The sequence below is a fragment of the Halalkalibacterium ligniniphilum genome, from assembly GCF_000334155.1.
GTDB lineage: Bacteria > Bacillota > Bacilli > Bacillales > Bacillaceae_D > Halalkalibacterium > Halalkalibacterium ligniniphilum.
Map to the genome: position 1 here is coordinate 1 of NZ_ANNK01000078.1, position 18363 is coordinate 18363.

General features: G+C 43.1%; 20 protein-coding genes. All 20 read left to right on the forward strand.

The genetic code is table 11. The features are described from left to right. Positions 1-3036: chromosome segregation protein SMC (gene smc / locus BLT_RS0108060; protein ID WP_017727278.1), on the forward strand; the 3036-nt coding region annotated here is incomplete at its 5' end. A 10-nt stretch (positions 3037-3046) separates the two neighbouring features. Next, complete coding sequence (gene ftsY / locus BLT_RS0108065; protein ID WP_017727279.1) at positions 3047-4045, forward strand: signal recognition particle-docking protein FtsY; 999 nt, start codon at positions 3047-3049, stop codon at positions 4043-4045. Between the two features lie 153 nt (positions 4046-4198). Then, positions 4199-4528: a putative DNA-binding protein gene (locus BLT_RS0108070; protein WP_017727280.1), complete on the forward strand. Its 330-nt coding sequence runs from the start codon at positions 4199-4201 to the stop codon at positions 4526-4528. 12 nt (positions 4529-4540) lie between these two features. Continuing rightward, positions 4541-5896, forward strand: a complete 1356-nt coding sequence (ffh, locus tag BLT_RS0108075) for a signal recognition particle protein (protein ID WP_017727281.1) — start codon at positions 4541-4543, stop codon at positions 5894-5896. A 111-nt stretch (positions 5897-6007) separates the two neighbouring features. After that, positions 6008-6280, forward strand: coding sequence for a 30S ribosomal protein S16 (rpsP, locus tag BLT_RS0108080; RefSeq protein ID WP_017727282.1), 273 nt, complete (start codon positions 6008-6010; stop codon positions 6278-6280). A gap of 184 nt (positions 6281-6464) precedes the next feature. After that, a complete protein-coding gene (locus BLT_RS0108085; RefSeq protein WP_017727283.1) occupies positions 6465-6695 on the forward strand; it encodes a KH domain-containing protein in 231 nt (76 codons plus the stop codon). A gap of 120 nt (positions 6696-6815) precedes the next feature. Continuing rightward, positions 6816-7232, forward strand: a complete 417-nt coding sequence (locus BLT_RS0108090; RefSeq protein WP_017727284.1) for a YlqD family protein — start codon at positions 6816-6818, stop codon at positions 7230-7232. After that, entirely contained in the window at positions 7225-7743 is a 519-nt protein-coding gene (rimM, locus tag BLT_RS0108095) for a ribosome maturation factor RimM (protein ID WP_017727285.1), read from the forward strand. Before BLT_RS0108090 ends, rimM begins: the two co-directional genes overlap by 8 nt. Beyond that, a complete protein-coding gene (gene trmD / locus BLT_RS0108100) occupies positions 7740-8474 on the forward strand; it encodes a tRNA (guanosine(37)-N1)-methyltransferase TrmD (RefSeq protein ID WP_017727286.1) in 735 nt (244 codons plus the stop codon). The genes rimM and trmD overlap by 4 nt, the downstream gene beginning before the upstream one ends. Before the next feature lie 137 nt (positions 8475-8611). Beyond that, a complete protein-coding gene (gene rplS / locus BLT_RS0108105) occupies positions 8612-8956 on the forward strand; it encodes a 50S ribosomal protein L19 (RefSeq protein WP_017727287.1) in 345 nt (114 codons plus the stop codon). A 207-nt stretch (positions 8957-9163) separates the two neighbouring features. Beyond that, positions 9164-9715 carry a signal peptidase I gene (gene lepB / locus BLT_RS0108110; RefSeq protein WP_017727288.1) on the forward strand — a complete coding sequence of 184 codons (552 nt, stop codon included), beginning with the start codon at positions 9164-9166 and terminating at the stop codon, positions 9713-9715. A 9-nt stretch (positions 9716-9724) separates the two neighbouring features. Continuing rightward, complete coding sequence (ylqF, locus tag BLT_RS0108115; protein ID WP_026105034.1) at positions 9725-10600, forward strand: ribosome biogenesis GTPase YlqF; 876 nt, start codon at positions 9725-9727, stop codon at positions 10598-10600. 146 nt (positions 10601-10746) lie between these two features. After that, positions 10747-11523, forward strand: a complete 777-nt coding sequence (locus BLT_RS0108120) for a ribonuclease HII (RefSeq protein WP_035425691.1) — start codon at positions 10747-10749, stop codon at positions 11521-11523. 23 nt (positions 11524-11546) lie between these two features. Continuing rightward, positions 11547-13310, forward strand: coding sequence for a hypothetical protein (locus BLT_RS0108125; RefSeq protein ID WP_017727291.1), 1764 nt, complete (start codon positions 11547-11549; stop codon positions 13308-13310). Next, the gene (locus BLT_RS0108130; protein WP_017727292.1) at positions 13307-13576 is read left to right on the forward strand and encodes an EscU/YscU/HrcU family type III secretion system export apparatus switch protein; all 270 of its coding nucleotides are present in this window, start codon (positions 13307-13309) and stop codon (positions 13574-13576) included. The genes BLT_RS0108125 and BLT_RS0108130 overlap by 4 nt, the downstream gene beginning before the upstream one ends. Before the next feature lie 99 nt (positions 13577-13675). Next, positions 13676-13849 (forward strand): small, acid-soluble spore protein, alpha/beta type, encoded by a 174-nt coding sequence (locus BLT_RS23045; protein WP_017727293.1) that lies wholly within the window; start codon positions 13676-13678, stop codon positions 13847-13849. 312 nt (positions 13850-14161) lie between these two features. Further along, entirely contained in the window at positions 14162-15322 is a 1161-nt protein-coding gene (sucC, locus tag BLT_RS0108145; RefSeq protein WP_017727295.1) for an ADP-forming succinate--CoA ligase subunit beta, read from the forward strand. 19 nt (positions 15323-15341) lie between these two features. Next, positions 15342-16250, forward strand: coding sequence for a succinate--CoA ligase subunit alpha (sucD, locus tag BLT_RS0108150; RefSeq protein ID WP_026105035.1), 909 nt, complete (start codon positions 15342-15344; stop codon positions 16248-16250). Positions 16251-16346: 96 nt separating this feature from the next. Further along, positions 16347-17222: a DNA-processing protein DprA gene (gene dprA, locus BLT_RS0108155; protein WP_017727297.1), complete on the forward strand. Its 876-nt coding sequence runs from the start codon at positions 16347-16349 to the stop codon at positions 17220-17222. A 104-nt stretch (positions 17223-17326) separates the two neighbouring features. Then, positions 17327-18363: type I DNA topoisomerase (gene topA / locus BLT_RS0108160; RefSeq protein WP_017727298.1), on the forward strand; the 1037-nt coding region annotated here is incomplete at its 3' end.

The window sequence follows — 18363 nt, forward strand, 5'->3', positions numbered from 1 at the left end:
GAAAAGCGTCTTGATGAAACGCAAGAAAATTTATATCGAGTGGATGACATCCTTTATGAGCTAGAAGGTCAAGTTGAACCTTTAATGATTCAAGCATCGATTGCCAAAGACTATTTGGAGAAGAAAGCAGAGCTAAAAGATGTAGAGGTCTCGTTAATGGTCTATGAGATTGGTGAATTACATAAGCAATGGTCGAAGGAAAAGGAAGATCTTGAAGCGTTACGAAATGACCATGCTAATAAAACAAAGGATGTTAAACGTCATGAGGAAAGCATCCAAAGCTTACGTGAGCAGCTGAAGGACATAGATGAGGACATTCGCCACTTACAAGAAACGTTACTATCAGCGAGTGAAGAGCTTGAAAAAAATGAGGGGCGCCGTGAAGTTTTAAAGGAACGAAAGAAGAATTTCACGCAAAATCGTGAACAATTGATGCGTGCCATTGAGGAAGCTAGGCGTCGAAAAAACGAGCTAGCCGAAGAATTGGAGCAAGAAGAACAAGCAGGGATTTTGGCGAAGAACCAAGTAAAAGAACTGCAAACGTCCATCAAAGAAAAAGAAGCATTGCTCGCTGCGGGGGAGATCGATTTAGAGAAAGAGCTCGACCGCTTGAAATCAGATTATATTGAAGTGCTTAATGAACAAGCATCGTTGCGGAACGAAAAACGATACATTGATGAGCAGCTAAGGCTGCAAGGTGCAAAGCATGAGCGACTTTTACATGAAAATGAGCACCTGATTGAAGCACGCGCTGAGTTAGAAGAAAGACAAGCCAATCAGCAGCAGCTTGTAAAAGAATGTGAGACAGAGCTTGACGAAGCGATTAAAGCGTATCGCTCAGAGCAAGCGAGGGCAGAGCAATTGAGACGGGATTATGAAAAAAATGAGTCAAAGCTCTATGAAGCGTATCAGCTGTCGCAGCGTATACAATCACGTAAGGATGTATTAGAGGAGCTACAAGCAGATTTCTCTGGCTTTTTCCAAGGTGTTAAAGAAATTTTAAAAGCAAGAGATACGAGGCTAACGGGGATCATTGGAGCTGTGGCTGAACTACTATCTGTTCCTAAAGCATACGAGACGGCCATTGAAATCGCCCTTGGAGGAGCAACGCAGCATATTGTCGTTGAATCGGAAGCAGACGGGAGAAAAGCGATTCAATTTTTAAAACAGCAGCGGTTCGGACGAGCGACCTTCCTTCCTTTGCCTGTGATTAAAGGGCGCTTCATCCCTGAACACCAGCTTCATCAAGCGAAGCAGCATGATTCGTTTATTGGGGTGGCTGCGAGCCTCGTGGACTATGAGGAACGCTTTCATCAGGTGATCGGCAGTATGCTTGGACATGTTATCATTGCAAAGGATTTGCAAGGGGCTAACGACATTGCTCGAATGCTCGGGCATCGTTATCGGGTTGTTACGCTTGATGGGGATGTGGTCAGCCCTGGTGGTTCCATGACTGGAGGGAGTGTAAAACAGAAGCAAACACCTCTCCTAGGTAGGCAGAGGGAGCTAGAGGAGCTGACGGAGAAGCTAGCACAAATGGAGGTAGCCACTGGAAAGCTAGAGAAAGTGGTAAAGGAACGGAAAGAGCAGCTCGTTCAAATAGAAGCTAGGCTTGAACAGCTGCGGGAGCATGGTGAAAATGCGAGAACGAAGCTTCAAGCTGCAAAAGAGAAGCTCCAAGAAACTGCATTTGAAGCGAAAGCGATGGGAGAAAGGCTCGCTCTTGTTGACCGGGAGCAAGCAAGTTATGATACAGATCAAGAAAATGCTAACCGCAGGCTTACTGAGCTAGACGAAAGGCTTACTGCTGCGATTCAACAAGGTAAAGATTTGGAAAAGGCTGTTCAGGAGTTGGAACATAAGCAAAAAACGATTCGTAGCTCTAAAGAGGCCCTTTTACAGGACGTAACGGCACGTAAAATTGAATTAGCGAAAGCGCAAGAGCGTTACGCAAGTGTAAGTCAACGGATTGCTCGTTTGAAAGACGAGCAACAAAAGGTAATGAACGAGCTTGACGAGCTTGAGAGCACACATCACCTGCTACAAGATGAAATGACAGCTAGTTCATCTGGGGAATTGAGCCTAGATGAGCGTATTGAGAAAAGCCGAAAGCAAAAGTTAGAGGCAAGTGAAAAAGCCATGGAAGCAAGAAAACGGCGTGAAGAGCTGGCGATAAAGTTAGAGATGCAGGAAGAAAACTTAAAAGCCTTGCAAGGACAGCTCGTTTTCTTATCGGAAACCTGCCATGAAAAAGAAGTAAAAGTCAATCGTTACGATGTGGAGCTTGATAATCGACTTAGCCACTTGCGTGAAGAATATGAATTAAGCTATGAGGCGGCAAAGGAACAATACCCACTCAAGCTTGAAGTAGAAGAAGCTCAGACGAAGGTCAAGCTTATTAAGCTTGCGATCGCTGAGCTTGGAACAGTCAACCTAGGGGCGATTGAAGAATATGAGCGAGTCAATGAGCGTTATCAATTTTTAAAAGAGCAGCAGGCAGATTTAGTGGAAGCAAAGGACACCCTCCGCCATGTTATTGCTGAGATGGATGAGGAAATGACGAAGCGTTTTAGTCAAAGCTTTGTAGAAATTCAAAAGCAATTTCGACTCGTTTTTAAGGAGTTGTTTGGTGGTGGGGAAGCGGATCTTGTCTTAACAAATCCAGGTGATATGCTTGTGACAGGTGTGGAAATTATGGCTAGGCCTCCTGGTAAGAAGCTTCAGCATCTTGCCCTCTTATCAGGAGGAGAACGTGCACTCACGGCCATTGCTCTTCTTTTTGCGATTCTCCGCGTTCGACCAGTTCCGTTTTGCGTTCTTGATGAAGTGGAAGCAGCTCTTGATGAAGCGAATGTTCATCGCTTTGCTCACTATTTAAAGGAATTTAGTGACGAAACACAGTTTATTGTTATTACACACCGTAAAGGGACGATGGAAGAGGCGGATGTTTTATACGGCGTGACGATGCAGGAGTCTGGGGTATCCCGTCTCGTGTCTGTCAAGCTTGAAGAAACAAAAGAATTGATCGAAACATAGGAGGATGTCCATGAGTTTTTTTAAGAAGCTAAAAGAGAAGATTGTCAATCAAACGAACGATGTAACCGAAAAGTTTAAATCGGGCTTAGGCAAAACAAGGGAGTCGTTTGTCGGCAAGATGAATGAACTCGTTTATAAATACCGTAAAGTTGATGAGGATTTCTTTGAAGAGCTTGAGGAATTATTGATCAGTGCCGATGTGGGTGTGACAACCGTCCTAGAGTTGATTGATGAGCTAAAGGATGAAGTTCGTTTGCGCAATATCAAAGATACAAAAGACATCCAACCCGTGATTTCAGAAAAGCTAGCAGAGCTCCTTTCTAAAGATGGAGAAAGTGTTTCTTTGAATATGCAGACAGATGGAATGACTGTTATCTTATTTGTTGGCGTGAATGGTGTTGGAAAAACGACGACAATTGGTAAAATGGCCCATATGCTGAAAGAAGAGGGGAAAAAGGTGATGCTGGCTGCGGGAGATACATTCCGTGCTGGGGCAATTGAGCAGCTTGAAGTATGGGGAGAACGGGTTGGCGTTGATGTGATTAAGCAGCAGGCAGGCTCAGACCCGGCAGCAGTAATGTATGATGCAGTTCAAGCAGCGAAGTCTCGAAACGTAGATGTATTGCTCTGTGATACAGCTGGACGTCTTCAAAACAAAGTCAACTTAATGAAAGAGCTGGAGAAGGTGAAGCGCGTTATCGAACGCGAAGTGCCTGGTGCACCTCATGAGGTACTCCTTGTACTTGATGCCACAACTGGGCAAAATGCCATGTCGCAGGCTAAAACGTTTGGTCAAACGACAGATGTTTCAGGAATTGTTTTAACCAAACTTGACGGGACGGCGAAAGGTGGTATCGTTCTTGCGATTCGCCATGAACTGGACATCCCAGTTAAATTTGTCGGCTTAGGGGAGAAAATGGACGATCTTCAACCATTTGACTCTGAGCAGTTTGTCTATGGTCTTTTTAAGGATGTTCTCGAAGCAGCTGAAGAACAAGAACAAGGTTGATCGTCATCCCCCTTCGAGGAAGGAAGGGGGATTGTTTTGTTACGTGGTGGTCTAATAATGATGGGATGTTAAGAAAAAAACTTGACACAAGAAACAGATTGCTGTAAGATTTTATCTCGTAAAGGGATTTCACTTAACAAGGGAGGGGATTCTGTGCTCGATAAGACGCTAAGGATGAATTACTTGTTTGATTTTTATCAGTCCTTGCTAACAGCGAAGCAGCGGAAGTATATGTCTCTCTATTATCTTGATGATTTTTCCCTTGGTGAAATTGCTGAAGAATTTGAAGTAAGCCGCCAAGCTGTTTATGATAATATCAAGCGTACCGAAGCGATGCTTGAGGAGTATGAACAGAAATTGTCGTTGCTCACAAAATTCGAGAAACGCTCAAAGCTCATAACTCAGCTAAAGTCGGCAGTGCAACGAAACGCGACTCCTGAAGAGATGATGGACTATATTGATTCTCTTGAGAAATTAGAGTAGGAGGCGACATACATGGCATTTGAAGGTTTAGCCGAGCGACTGCAAGGGACACTGACGAAAATTCGTGGGAAAGGGAAAGTAAGCGAAGCAGATGTAAAAGAAATGATGCGTGAAGTACGCTTAGCTCTCCTTGAAGCGGATGTTAACTTTAAAGTGGTGAAGGAATTCGTCGCAAAGGTAAAAGAAAAAGCCCTTGGTCAAGACATCATGAAAAGCTTAACACCTGGCCAGCAGGTCATTAAAGTCGTTAATGAAGAATTGACGGCATTAATGGGCGGTGAGCAAAGCAAGATTGCGGTGGCAGCAAAACCGCCGACAGTTGTCATGATGGTCGGGTTGCAAGGGGCTGGTAAAACGACGACAACGGCCAAGCTTGCAAATCATTTGCGAAAAAAGCATAACCGTAACCCCCTATTAGTCGCTGCAGATATTTATCGTCCAGCTGCCATTAAGCAGCTTGAGACATTAGGAAAACAGCTTAATATGCCCGTCTTCAGCCTTGGGGATCAGGTTAGCCCTGTAGAAATTGCCAAGCAAGCAGTGGCAAAAGCCAAAGAAGAGCATTTGGACTATGTATTGATTGATACAGCTGGACGTCTACACATTGATGAAGAGCTGATGAATGAGCTGCAGCAGGTTAAGGAAATCGCAAAGCCTGATGAAATATTGCTTGTGGTAGATGCGATGACTGGACAGGACGCTGTAAATGTAGCAGAGAGCTTTAACGAGCAGCTTGATGTTACAGGTGTTGTCTTAACAAAGCTTGATGGTGATACCCGCGGTGGTGCTGCACTTTCTGTTAAAGCAGTAACGAATACACCGATTAAGTTTGCAGGGATGGGAGAAAAAATCGACCAGCTTGAGCCATTCCATCCTGAGCGGATGGCCTCTCGAATTTTAGGGATGGGTGATGTATTAACGCTTATTGAAAAGGCCCAATCCTCAGTCGATGAAGAGAAAGCTCGTGAATTAGAGAAGAAAATGCGTACAATGGACTTTACGTTTGATGATTTTTTAGAACAGCTAGCCCAGGTGCGTAGCATGGGTCCACTTGATGAAATTTTAAGTATGATGCCTGGCTTTAATAAAGCCAAGGGGATGAAAAATTTACAGGTGGATGACAAGCAAATTAATCGTGTTGAAGCGATTGTTCGTTCAATGACGAAGCAAGAAAAGCAAGACCCGAGTGTGATCAATGGAAGTCGTCGTCGACGAATTGCAAAAGGAAGTGGTACATCGATTCAGGATGTAAACCGTTTGTTGAAGCAATTCGAAGAGATGAAAAAGATGATGAAACAAATGACGAGCATGACGGCGAAAGGCAAGAAAAAAGGCAAAGGTCTTGGTGGGTTTAAGCTCCCATTTTAATCATGGTTTATCCTTTTCCTCGCATGATGAGAATTTTTTCTTATTGAATGCTAGCGAAAAAGATGATATTATATAAAAATTGTGTGAAATTATTTTGGAGGTGTCCAACGAATGGCAGTAAAAATTCGTTTAAAGCGTATGGGTTCAAAGAAAGCCCCATTTTATCGTGTAGTCGTAGCAGATTCTCGCGCTCCGCGTGATGGTCGTTTCATTGAGGAGATTGGTACGTACAATCCTTTAACACAGCCTGCGAAGGTTGAATTAAAAGAAGACAAGGCTCTTGACTGGATGTTAAAAGGTGCAAAGCCTTCTGATACCGTACGTAACTTGTTCTCAAAAGCTGGTTTAATGGAAAAGCTACACAATACAAAAAACCAAAAGTAAGTCGAAATGGATGATGAAAAAGGAGGACAACCAGAGTCAAATGAATAACGGCTCTGGTTTCCGATTTTTTCGGCTAATCGGAAAGTAACATCCTTGTCTAACGCAGAAGAAACGGACTAAGGCTTTCGCTAGCTTGGCGAAAAGCCAAGTTTTTCTACTACATCTTTTAAAAAGGGTGACGATGATGAAAGCGTTAGTTGAACACATTGCAAAGGAGCTCGTTGACCATCCAAATGACGTACATGTCACTGAACAAGATAAAGACGATGTCATTCTTATCGAATTATCTGTTCATCCTGATGACATGGGAAAAGTGATTGGGAAACAGGGAAGAACGGCAAAGGCGATTCGAGCGGTCGTCTATGCGACAGCTACGATGCGAAACAAACGTGTTCGAATTGACATCATTGATTGAGTAGCGAGTAGCTTATAGGCTTTTATTTATCTTATCGAATAAATAGAAAAGCAATCGAGAAGGGTGAGGGAAAACCTCTCCCTTTTTGTCTACCTTCTTATGACTGCTGTGGGGTGAACGATGAATATTATCCGAACGATCGTTGTGAAGCAAGTGCTAACGGAGCAGAAAAAAGCAACGCTGCATAAACAGTTTGAAGGTGAAAAAGTCCAGCTAGAAAAAGAGATTCAACAGTTGAAATTTCAGTTTCATAAAACGACAAAAGGGCATAATGGAAACCAAGAGAATCAAAGACAAATTCGTAACAGTTATCAAAAAGAAATCAAAAAGCGAGAAGAGCAGCTAAAAGCATTATCATTTAAAATTCAACAGCTACATAAGCTAGAGCTTGGCTCTGAAATTCGAGATGGGACGGTTCAGTCGGTCGTTGAGGTGAATGTGGGCGACGTATGGGATGAGCGAATGCATGAAACGGAATTGATTATAAAGGACGGAATCGTCCATGAAATTCGCGAAGGGAGGAAACACGATGAGTAAATGGTTTAAAGTAGGTAAGATTGTGAATACCCATGGGGTTCGAGGAGAAGTTCGCGTTATCTCGACAACGGATTTCCCTGAAGAACGGTATGCTGTTGGCACGACACTTTATCTTGAATCTCCGAATCAGGAAAAACGCCCATTAGTGGTGTCTGGGCATCGCCAGCATAAATCGTTTGACCTTCTCCGCTTTGAAGGCTTAGATTCAATCAATGAAGTTGAAGGGTTTAAGGGCTGTCTTTTGATGGTTCCTGAAGAGGAGCTTCAAGACTTAGAAGAAGGAGAATTTTATTATTATGAAATCATTGGCTGCACCGTACAAACTGATGATGGACGAGAGCTTGGTAAGGTGAAAGAAATTCTCGCTCCTGGTGCCAATGATGTTTGGGTTGTTCAGCGCAAGGAAGGTGGAAAAGACATTTTGATTCCATACATTGATGAAGTGGTCGTCGACATTAATGTTGAAAATAAAATCATTACGATACATGCAATCGAAGGATTATTAGAATGAGAATTGATTTTTTAACGCTGTTTCCCGATATGTTTTTTGGCGTTCTGCACTCCTCGATTTTGAAGCAAGCACAAGAGAAAAAGGCAGTGAAATTCGGCGTGACAGACTTTCGGTCCTATGCCGATAACAAGCATAAAAAAGTCGACGACTATCCTTATGGGGGCGGGGCGGGAATGGTACTAAGTCCTCAGCCTCTCTTTGATGCTGTGAGTGAGTTAACGAAAAATAGTGATTCGCCGCGTATTATTTTAATGTGCCCACAAGGAGCGACGTTTTCGCAGCGAAAAGCAGAGGAGTTTGCAAGAGAAGAGCATCTAATCTTTCTTTGCGGTCATTATGAAGGGTATGATGAGCGTATTCGTGAGCATCTTGTAACGGATGAAATTTCGATCGGTGATTATGTTTTAACTGGAGGCGAGCTTGGGGCAATGGTCGTAGCAGATAGTGTTACCCGACTTCTTCCAGGGGTACTTGGGAACGAAATATCTGCTGTGACAGACTCCCATTCAACAGGACTTCTTGAGCACCCTCATTATACGCGACCGGCTGATTTTCGTGGTATGAAAGTACCAGATGTTCTTTTATCTGGTCACCATGCGAAGATTGAAAGATGGCGAAAAAAAGAAGCGCTCAGACGAACGCTTGAACGACGCCCTGACTTGCTTAAGCAGCGTCAGCTGACAGAGGAAGAAGAGCTTTTATTAAAAGAAATTGAACAAAATGAAAAGTAGCCTAAACTGCAAAGACTGCTTGTAAATCTCATGACGGTATGCTATTATATTTTTTGTGGCTTAGGCCAGTGATTACGATGTTCCGCTGCAGGATCTAACTGATAAGAGCATCTGTATGGAAGGAGTGGAATCCTACGATGAACAACATTATTCGTGAAATTACAAGCGAACAATTGCGCAGTGATATTCCAGCGTTTCGTTCTGGTGACACATTACGTGTACACGTAAAGGTTATCGAGGGAACTCGTGAGCGTATCCAAGTGTTTGAAGGCGTAGTCATTAAGCGTCGTGGAACTGGAATTAGCGAAACGTTCACTGTTCGTAAAATTTCTTACGGCGTAGGTGTTGAGCGTACATTCCCATTACATTCACCAAAGATCGATAAGATCGAAGTGAAGCGTCGCGGTAAAGTACGTCGTGCGAAGTTGTATTACTTGCGTAACCTGCGCGGTAAAGCAGCTCGTATTAAAGAAATCCGATAAGAACTGTAATGAAGAGGAGCTTGTTTTCAAGCTCCTTTTTTCCGGTTGCGAGTAGGTTTTTAACATCATAAAATAGGTAAAGATAATCAATATTCGTGCTTATATTTTCTCGTTAATACAAGCACAGGGCTTTGGGTGCCTATATGATCACCTGTTTATGCTAAAATCATAGTAGAAATCACAAGTGAGATATAGGAGGAGACAGGCATGACAAAAACGAAAAGCGATTCATGGGAATGGGTAAAGGCCCTGATCATTGCCCTCGTATTAGCGGCAATCGTCCGTTATTTTCTTTTTGCGCCGATTGTGGTAGAAGGGCAGTCCATGATGCCGACACTTGAGAACAACGACCGTTTGATTATCAACAAAATCGGCTATTCGTTTACTCAACCAGAAAGATTTGATATTATCGTATTTCATGCCCCAGGTGGAAAAGACTATATCAAGCGCGTTATTGGACTACCAGGCGACAAGATTGAATATATTGATGATGTTCTGTACGTCAATGGTGAAGCAATTGACGAACCGTATTTAGATGAATTGAAAGCAGAGCTACATGGCGGGCAGCTTACCGGTGATTTTCGCTTACAAGATGTGACGAGCGAAACCGTCGTGCCAGAGAAACATTTATTTGTTCTTGGAGACAATCGAAGACATAGTAAAGACAGTCGTGACATTGGAACCGTTCCTTTTGAAGAGGTCGTTGGAAAGGCGAATGTCGTCTTTTGGCCTCTAACGGATGTGCGACTTGCAAAGTAGGTGTTCAGTTTGACAATACAGTGGTTCCCAGGCCATATGGCAAAAGCAAGGCGTGAAGTAACAGAAAAACTAAAGCTCATTGATGTCGTCATTGAATTGTTAGATGCGCGAGTCCCGCTCTCTTCGCGTAACCCGATGATTGATGAGATTGTGGCCCATAAGCCTCGACTCGTGCTTTTAAACAAAGCAGACTTGGCCGATCCAGCAATAACAAAAGAGTGGGAAAAATATTTTCAATCAACGGGTGCAAAAGTGTTGGCATTGAACGCCCAAACAGGTAAGGGAGTGAATCAAATACCCATTGCTTGCAAGGAATTAGCTCAACCATTGATCGAAAAGCTTCGTTCAAAGGGAATGAAGCCTCGGGCAATTCGTGCCATGATCTTAGGAATTCCGAATGTTGGGAAGTCAACGTTAATTAATCGTTTAGCCTCAAAAAGAATTGCAAAAGTCGGCGATCGCCCAGGAGTAACGAAGCAGCAGCAATGGATAAAAGTAGGGAACGACATGGAGCTACTAGATACACCAGGAATTTTGTGGCCGAAATTCGAAGATCAATCCATCGGCTTTCGATTAGCTGCAACGGGGGCGATTAAAGATGAGCTTCTTGACTTTCAAGACATTGCATTGTTTATTCTTATGTTCATGAAAGAGTATTACCCTACACGTCTAAAGGAGCGGTATAAGCTTAACGAACTTCCTGAAGAGGGGATCGCCCTCTTTGATGAAATCGGGAAAAAGCGTGGATGTTTGTTAAGTGGCGGCTTCATCGATTACGATAAGGCTGCAGAAATTATTCTTCGTGAATTACGATCTGGAACGTTAGGTTCTATTACATTAGAGCGACCGCCAATGAATGAACAAGCCAAGCCGTTTGATGGGTGATTAGCACTCAATCAGACGGCTTTTTTAAAAAAACAGAGCTTTGATTTGACCCATGACTGTCTAAGTCGAGAATACATGATAAAGAAAATGAAGCAATGAACCGATATAACGGATAAGGAGCGTGTCCCGTGGAAAGAAAATTGTCAATGAAAGAAATTGAAAAAAGACTATTTACCGAACAAAATGCCGAACTAGAATGGCTTGAAGCATTAAAAAAGGATTCTCGAAAAGGTGTGCATCAGCTGTTGCAAAAATACGAGCGACAACAAAGAAAGCAAGCGCTAACAGAACAAATGCACGAGGATATGAAAGCTTACGAAGGCGCCTTGTGGGCAGCAGGACATGATGCGGTTGCCGGCCTTGATGAAGTGGGTCGTGGTCCTTTGGCAGGTCCTGTGGTGGCAGCGGCTGTCATTCTTCCAAAAAACGTTCGGCTCCTAGGTTTGACTGATTCAAAAAAACTTTCAAAAGAAAAAAGGGAAGCGTATTACGAACAAATCAAAGAGCAAGCCCTTGCTTATTCAGTGGCTGTTGTTCATGCAGATGAAATCGATAAGCTCAACATTTATCAAGCGACAAAAAAAGCGATGCTTGAAGCGATACATACCTTGCCGTTAAAGCCTGATGCCCTTCTCCTTGATGCAATGGAGCTGCCTATTCATTTACCTCAGCAGTCGATCATTAAAGGGGATCAAAAAAGCTTGACGATTGCCGCAAGCTCCGTGCTAGCCAAGGTCACAAGGGATCGGTATATGGAAAATCTTGAAAATCGTTATCCAGGCTACGGATTTGCCCGGCATGTAGGCTATGGAACGCAAATGCATTTAGACGCCATCGAGCGATTGGGATTAACACCTGAACATCGCCGCTCCTTTCGTCCAGTAAGGGAAGTGGAGAGCCAGACAGAATCAGGAGCGTCATAATCTTCACGAAGGAGGTGAGGGAGATGCAAACAAACCTACAGGGACCGTTATTTGGGCGGACTGAGCGTGTCCAGCCCCGTTCTCTTTCTCTATCTGCGGGGCAAATCGTTCAAGGTCGAATTGTTAAACTGTTTCCTAATCAACTCGCTGCATTACAAATGGGAAGAATAACGGTGACAGCACGCCTAGAAGCTGCCCTTACTGCTGGGAAAGATTACTGGTTTCAAGTTCAATCTGGAAGTGGCATCCCACGAATTAAAGTGTTGGATGACAATATGATTCGACAAAAAGAAGGTGGACAAGGAGCAGCATCGTCTTTGCAACAAATCTTACAGCAGCTCGGACTTCCGCAGACGAAGGCAAATGAAGCATTATTGCGCTATTTTTCTGAAGCGAGACTTCCTTTTACTCGAGAAATCCTTGTCCAAGGGGGAGACGTGCTCAAACAAATGGGCATGTTAAATCGTGAAGGCTTTCAGTTCCTTCAAGGGATGGTGCAGCGAAACATTCCAATCACAAATGAGACGTTTGCGGCCTTTCGCGCACTTCAACAATCCCCTTCCTTATCAACTCAGCTGCAGCAGATCATTCAAGAAGGGGCGAATTCCCCACTACCAGTTGTGAAAACACTTGTCAGTGGCATCCAGTCAATCCTTAATGAGGGACAAGTGCCCCAAGGGAAGTCCCCCCTTACTGAGTTATTGATGATGTTTTCGGCCAATCGCAATAGCGATCCTCTAAAACAAGGAGCGGAGCAATTATTGCAACGCCTTGGTGTCTTACCTGAGGGGATGACGAAAGAAGAGCTTTATCAACAATTTCGTCAAGCGGTCCTTAGCCCTGCCAATCGCTCCCTCGTTCAACAGCTTTGGCCAAATGCTGCTGGGGGCGGCTTTAATGTCGCTCAATTAGACGGAAAAACCTTTTTTGAATGGATGATCTCCCGCCTAAGCATCTCTGCTGGAAAAGAAGGAAGCAGGCAAATACAAGTATTACTCTCTCTATTTGGTTCGCAAAAACAAGCAGCAGGTTTCACGAGCGAGCTTCAAGGCCTTCAGCTAAATGGGGTGAGTTTGCAAAATACAGAGCTAGGGGCTTTACAACGAGCATACGAAGCGACATTTGCGAATGATCGTCTCAATGGTCAAGGGCCGTCCACGTTAGCAAGTCAACTTTCCAGAATCCTCCAATCGCTTGGTATGCAGCATGAGTTTGATGTTAACCGTTTAATGCAAGGGGAAACGGCGAGAGGGGTTGTTGGCGCTGACCGTTTAAAAAGCCTACTTATCCAGTTGCAACAACAAGATCTACCTACTTCCTTAAAGGAACAAGCGACCCTTGCTTTGCAGCGTTTGACGGGGCAGCAGCTTTTAGCAGCTGAGCAGCTCGGTCCCCTTCATCAAGTAGCTGTTCAGCTCCCCCTTTCATTAGGGCTTTTTCAAACGGAAATGACGGTTCAATGGGAAGGGAAAAAGACAGAGAAGGGAACGTTGGACCCTGATCACTGCCGAGTTTTATTTTATCTTGAATTGGAGAACCTGCAGGAAACGATCGTGGATGTACAAATTCAAAATCGTGTCATATCTGTTACGGTGCTAAATGAGCATCCCCGTCCGGATTTTCTAATTGCTTCTTTGACACCAAGCCTAAGAGAGGCACTTGCATCACATGATTATAAATTGTTATCGCTTGTTTGGAAGGAATTCAAAGAATCAAAGCAGCAAAATCAAAGCCAGCAAGCCTATCGACAATCAGTCGGATATCAAGGGGTTGACGTGCGAATATGAGTAAGAAGAATCAAAAAAAACAAGCCATCGCCCTTGGTTATGATCGTGAGAAGGATCAGGCACCACGAATGATTGGGAAAGGACAAGGCTTTGTCGCTGAGGAAATCATTCAAAAAGCGAAGGAGCACTCAATCCCCATTCAAGAGGACCCATCATTGGTGGAATTACTTGGCCAGCTTGAAATCAATCAGACCATTCCAAGTGATCTGTATGAAGTCGTTGCCGAGTTGTTTGCCTTCATCTATCGCATTGATCAAAACAAATAAAGGTAAAAGTCAGCTTAGTGAGGAATCCTCAGATGGATATACTACAAATGAGCTGGCTTTTTTCATCCAGCTTAAAAATAACATTAGGAGGATGAGACGATGACGGAAAGAAACAAGCTTTTAATTCCACAGTCAGGGGCTTTTTTGGAACAGTTCAGAGAAGAAATCGCTCATGAATTTGGGATTCACTATTCAGTTCATCAGACGGATGTTCAAGCAAAAAACATGACAAAAATGATGATGAGAAAGACGTGCACGGAGAAGCGTTCATAAGGACACCCAAACCATAGAGGTTTCTAATTTATACCATTTTTCTGTGTTTTATACGTTAATTTTTGCACAAAAAATAACGAGAAGCGATAATTTTCGAAAAAATGAAAGAAAATTCGAATTGGGAGGTGATTTTCCCTCCCAAAATTTTTTAAATAATGCTAAACTATAAAAGGACCATGTCTTGGTTGATCGACTTTTTTCGAAAATGGGCGCAGCAGACAAGATTTGCAGACTTTCGTCTAAAGAATTCATCACCTAGGCATGCGCTAACGATGCATGCAGACATGCAATTGATAGGAGGATGGAGAGAGAATGAATATCCATGAGTATCAAGGAAAAGAGCTTCTACGTCAATACGGCGTCGCGGTTCCAAACGGAAAAGTAGCATTCTCCGTAGACGAAGCAGTAGAAGCAGCAAAAGAATTAGGCACATCCGTTTGTGTCGTTAAAGCACAAATCCATGCAGGTGGTCGGGGAAAAGCAGGCGGCGTTAAAGTTGCGAAGAACCTGGATGAAGTACGTACATATGCTGATGAGATTTTAGGAAAGACCCTTGTCACGCATCAAACGGGTCCTGAAGGTAAAGAAGTAAAGCGCTTACTTATTGAAGAAGGCTGCGACATTCAAAACGAATACTATATTGGTCTTGTCCTGGACCGGGCTACATCAGCCGTTGTCATGATGGCATCAGAAGAGGGTGGAACGGAGATCGAGGAAGTAGCTGCAGCGACACCAGAAAAGATTTTTAAAGAAGTGATCGATCCGGCTGTCGGCCTTCAAGGCTTCCAAGCTCGGCGTCTTGCATTCAATATTAATATTCCACCAAAGCTTGTTGGACAAGCGGTTAAATTTATGATGGGCTTGTACAAAGTTTTTGTTGAGAAAGATTGCTCGATTGCTGAGATCAACCCACTTGTCACAACAGGTGATGGAAAGGTTATGGCTCTTGATGCGAAGCTAAACTTTGATTCAAACGCATTATATCGTCAAAAAGACGTGCTTGAATATCGTGATCTAGAAGAAGAGGATCCAAAAGAAATTGAAGCGTCTAAATATGACTTAAGCTATATTTCACTAGATGGTAACATTGGTTGTATGGTTAATGGCGCAGGTCTTGCGATGGCAACAATGGATATCATTAAGCATTACAATGGTGAACCAGCGAACTTCCTAGACGTTGGGGGCGGTGCTACGGCTGAGAAAGTAACGGAGGCCTTTAAGATTATTCTCTCAGATGAAAACGTTAAAGGTATTTTCGTTAATATTTTCGGTGGAATCATGAAGTGTGATGTCATTGCAGAAGGTGTCGTTGAAGCAACGAAGCAAGTTGGTCTTGAAATCCCGCTTGTTGTTCGTCTTGAAGGTACCAATGTAGACTTAGGTAAGAAAATCTTGCAAGAGTCTGGTTTGAATATTACAGCAGCTGATTCCATGGCGGATGGCGCTCAAAAAATTGTATCTCTAGTGAAATAAGAAAGGCGGGACGTGGAGAATGAGTATCATGATTAATAAAGATACAAAAGTAATCGTTCAAGGGATTACCGGTGCAACGGGTTTATTCCATACAAAACAAGCGGTTGAATATGGGACAAATGTCGTCGGTGGTGTTACACCTGGTAAAGGTGGAACGGAGGTAGAAGGCATTCCTGTATTTGATACAGTTGAACAAGCAGTGAAGGCAACAGGTGCAAACGCATCAGTTATCTATGTACCACCAGCATTCGCTGCAGATGCCATTATGGAAGCTGTTGATGCAGAGCTTGATCTAGCGATTTGTATAACAGAGGGAATTCCAGTTCTAGATATGGTGAACGTGAAGCGCTATATGGCTGGAAAGAAAACACGTCTAGTGGGACCAAACTGCCCAGGTGTGATAACACCTGAAGAATGTAAGATTGGAATTATGCCTGGTTATATTCATAAAAAAGGCCATGTTGGCGTCGTTTCCCGCTCAGGTACCCTTACGTATGAAGCGGTTCATCAGCTTTCAACAGCTGGTATCGGTCAATCAACAGCTGTTGGAATTGGTGGAGATCCAGTAAACGGGACGAATTTTATCGATGTATTGTCATTGTTTAATGAAGATCCTGACACCTATGCGGTTATTATGATCGGGGAAATCGGTGGTACAGCTGAGGAAGAAGCGGCTGAATGGATCAAAGCAAACATGAAAAAGCCTGTCGTTGGATTCATTGGTGGACAAACAGCGCCTCCAGGTAAGCGTATGGGGCATGCAGGTGCCATTATTTCTGGTGGAAAGGGTACAGCTGCAGAGAAGATTAAAACGCTTGAAAGCTGCGGCGTAAAAGTAGCAGAAACACCTTCTGTCATGGGTGAAACCCTCATTTCTGTATTGAAAGAACAAGGGTTGCTTGAAAAGTGTACAACACACGAAGTATAAATGAACATTTTGTGAAAGCTCCCGCATAAGGGGGCTTTTTCCCTTGTTTTCCTCCTCCATTTTCTTCAGCCTATATATGAAAGGACGTGCCTCTTTTTGGCTCCTCGTATTGAACAACTCGTGCATCTCCATAGTTTGCCAAGCGTCTCGTGGCGATTACTTAAAAGAATGATTGAGCGGGACCCTGAGCTTCAAAAGGTTTTTTCCTTTTCGGCCTCACAGCTCGAATCGTTTGTTGAGTTGAAATCAGATCATGCAGAAAAGCTTTATGGAGAGATTCATAGACGCTCCACTAGTGAATGGATGAGCTATTATCAAAAAAAACAGGTCAAGCTGGTGTCTTTCTTTGACAAAGAATACCCTAAACTGTTAAAAGAAACATATGACCCCCCTTGGGTTCTATATTGTAAGGGTGATCTAAATCTCTTTCAAAAAAGAAAAAGTATAGCAGTTGTAGGAACTAGAAATCCTACAAATAATGGCATACATAGTTTGAAAAAGCTGTTGCCGCCACTTATTGAGCAGAATTGGGTCGTTGTAAGTGGCCTTGCGTATGGAATTGATTTTGAGGCCCATAAGCTTGCTGTTGATGCAGAGGGTCATACGATAGCTGTGCTAGGCTCAGGCTTTGATCAAATCTATCCAAAGGCTCATCAAGCTTTCGCTGAAAAAATTGCTGAATCACATTTGCTTATTTCGGAATATCCACCTTATAGGAAGCCTCTTCCTTGGCAATTTCCAGCGCGAAACCGAATCATTAGCGGTCTGTCTTTAGGTCTTTTGGTCGTCGAAGCAAAAGAGAAAAGTGGGTCTTTAATCACAGCGGATCAGGCGTTAGAACAAGGAAGAGATGTATTTGCTGTTCCAGGATCGATTTTAAATCCTGCTGCAAATGGAACGAACCGTCTCGTACAGCAAGGTGCAAAGCTTGTCATTGATGCACAAGATATTTTAGATGAATGGCTAAAATAAAAGAAGGAAAAACCGCCCATTTCTAAGTAATGTTTGACAAAAGAAGAAAGTATGTTTAATAATGAGGAAGATTTTAATTTATTCTGAAAGGGGGAGGACCGTACATGGCCGATTATTTAGTAATCGTTGAATCTCCCGCCAAAGCGAAAACGATTGGTAAGTATTTAGGTAAAAAATATACGGTAAAAGCCTCAATGGGGCATGTTCGTGATTTACCCAAAAGTCAAATGGGTGTAGACATAGAAAAACAATATGACCCCAAATATATTACGATTCGTGGTAAAGGGCCTGTATTAAAAGAACTAAAAACTGCCGCCAAAAAAGTAAAACGAGTCTATTTAGCGGCTGACCCCGATCGAGAAGGTGAGGCGATTGCTTGGCATCTCGCCCATAGTTTAGATATTGATGAAAAATCTGACTGTCGTGTTGTTTTTAATGAAATTACAAAACAAGCCATAAAAGATGCATTTAAAACACCGCGACCGATAAATATGGACTTAGTCGATGCTCAACAAGCAAGACGAGTGCTTGACCGACTTGTTGGTTATAACATTAGCCCATTATTATGGAAGAAAGTGAAAAAAGGATTAAGCGCCGGACGTGTTCAATCCGTTGCTGTAAAAATGATTATCGACCGAGAAAAAGAGATTCAAGCTTTTGTTCCTGAAGAATATTGGAGCATTCAAGGCTCATTTTCTTTAAATGGAGAAAACTTTGAAGCGAAATTTTACGGGATGAATGGTGAAAAAGTTGAACTTCATTCAGAGGATGAGGTCAAAAACGTCCTCGCCAAGCTAAAAGGAGAGGAGTTCCTCGTTGAATCTGTGAAGAAAAAAGAACGGAAACGAAATCCTGTCACTCCGTTTACAACCTCTTCATTACAGCAGGAAGCCGCACGTAAGCTGAATTTTAGAGCCAAGAAAACAATGATGATTGCACAACAGCTTTATGAAGGAATCGACTTAGGCAAAGAAGGCACTGTTGGTCTCATCACATATATGCGTACCGATTCGACACGAATTTCTGAGCTTGCGCAATCGGAAGCAAAGCAATACATTGAAGAAACATATGGAGAAGACTATTCCAGAAAAGAAAAAAGAGTGACGAAGAAGGATAAGAAGGCTCAAGACGCCCATGAGGC

What these genes read in the sequence shown, in the direction of transcription:
- rpsP (WP_017727282.1), top strand. Translation starts at nt 6,008, where the DNA reads ATGGCAGTAAAAATTCGTTTAAAGCGTATGGGTTCAAAGAAAGCCCCA.
- rplS (WP_017727287.1), top strand. Translation starts at nt 8,612, where the DNA reads ATGAACAACATTATTCGTGAAATTACAAGCGAACAATTGCGCAGTGAT.
- ffh (WP_017727281.1), top strand. Translation starts at nt 4,541, where the DNA reads ATGGCATTTGAAGGTTTAGCCGAGCGACTGCAAGGGACACTGACGAAA.
- rimM (WP_017727285.1), top strand. Translation starts at nt 7,225, where the DNA reads ATGAGTAAATGGTTTAAAGTAGGTAAGATTGTGAATACCCATGGGGTT.
- BLT_RS0108125 (WP_017727291.1), top strand. Translation starts at nt 11,547, where the DNA reads ATGCAAACAAACCTACAGGGACCGTTATTTGGGCGGACTGAGCGTGTC.
- lepB (WP_017727288.1), top strand. Translation starts at nt 9,164, where the DNA reads ATGACAAAAACGAAAAGCGATTCATGGGAATGGGTAAAGGCCCTGATC.
- trmD (WP_017727286.1), top strand. Translation starts at nt 7,740, where the DNA reads ATGAGAATTGATTTTTTAACGCTGTTTCCCGATATGTTTTTTGGCGTT.
- sucC (WP_017727295.1), top strand. Translation starts at nt 14,162, where the DNA reads ATGAATATCCATGAGTATCAAGGAAAAGAGCTTCTACGTCAATACGGC.
- ftsY (WP_017727279.1), top strand. Translation starts at nt 3,047, where the DNA reads ATGAGTTTTTTTAAGAAGCTAAAAGAGAAGATTGTCAATCAAACGAAC.
- BLT_RS0108090 (WP_017727284.1), top strand. Translation starts at nt 6,816, where the DNA reads ATGAATATTATCCGAACGATCGTTGTGAAGCAAGTGCTAACGGAGCAG.
- BLT_RS23045 (WP_017727293.1), top strand. Translation starts at nt 13,676, where the DNA reads ATGACGGAAAGAAACAAGCTTTTAATTCCACAGTCAGGGGCTTTTTTG.
- BLT_RS0108120 (WP_035425691.1), top strand. Translation starts at nt 10,747, where the DNA reads ATGAAAGAAATTGAAAAAAGACTATTTACCGAACAAAATGCCGAACTA.
- sucD (WP_026105035.1), top strand. Translation starts at nt 15,342, where the DNA reads ATGAGTATCATGATTAATAAAGATACAAAAGTAATCGTTCAAGGGATT.
- BLT_RS0108085 (WP_017727283.1), top strand. Translation starts at nt 6,465, where the DNA reads ATGAAAGCGTTAGTTGAACACATTGCAAAGGAGCTCGTTGACCATCCA.
- BLT_RS0108130 (WP_017727292.1), top strand. Translation starts at nt 13,307, where the DNA reads ATGAGTAAGAAGAATCAAAAAAAACAAGCCATCGCCCTTGGTTATGAT.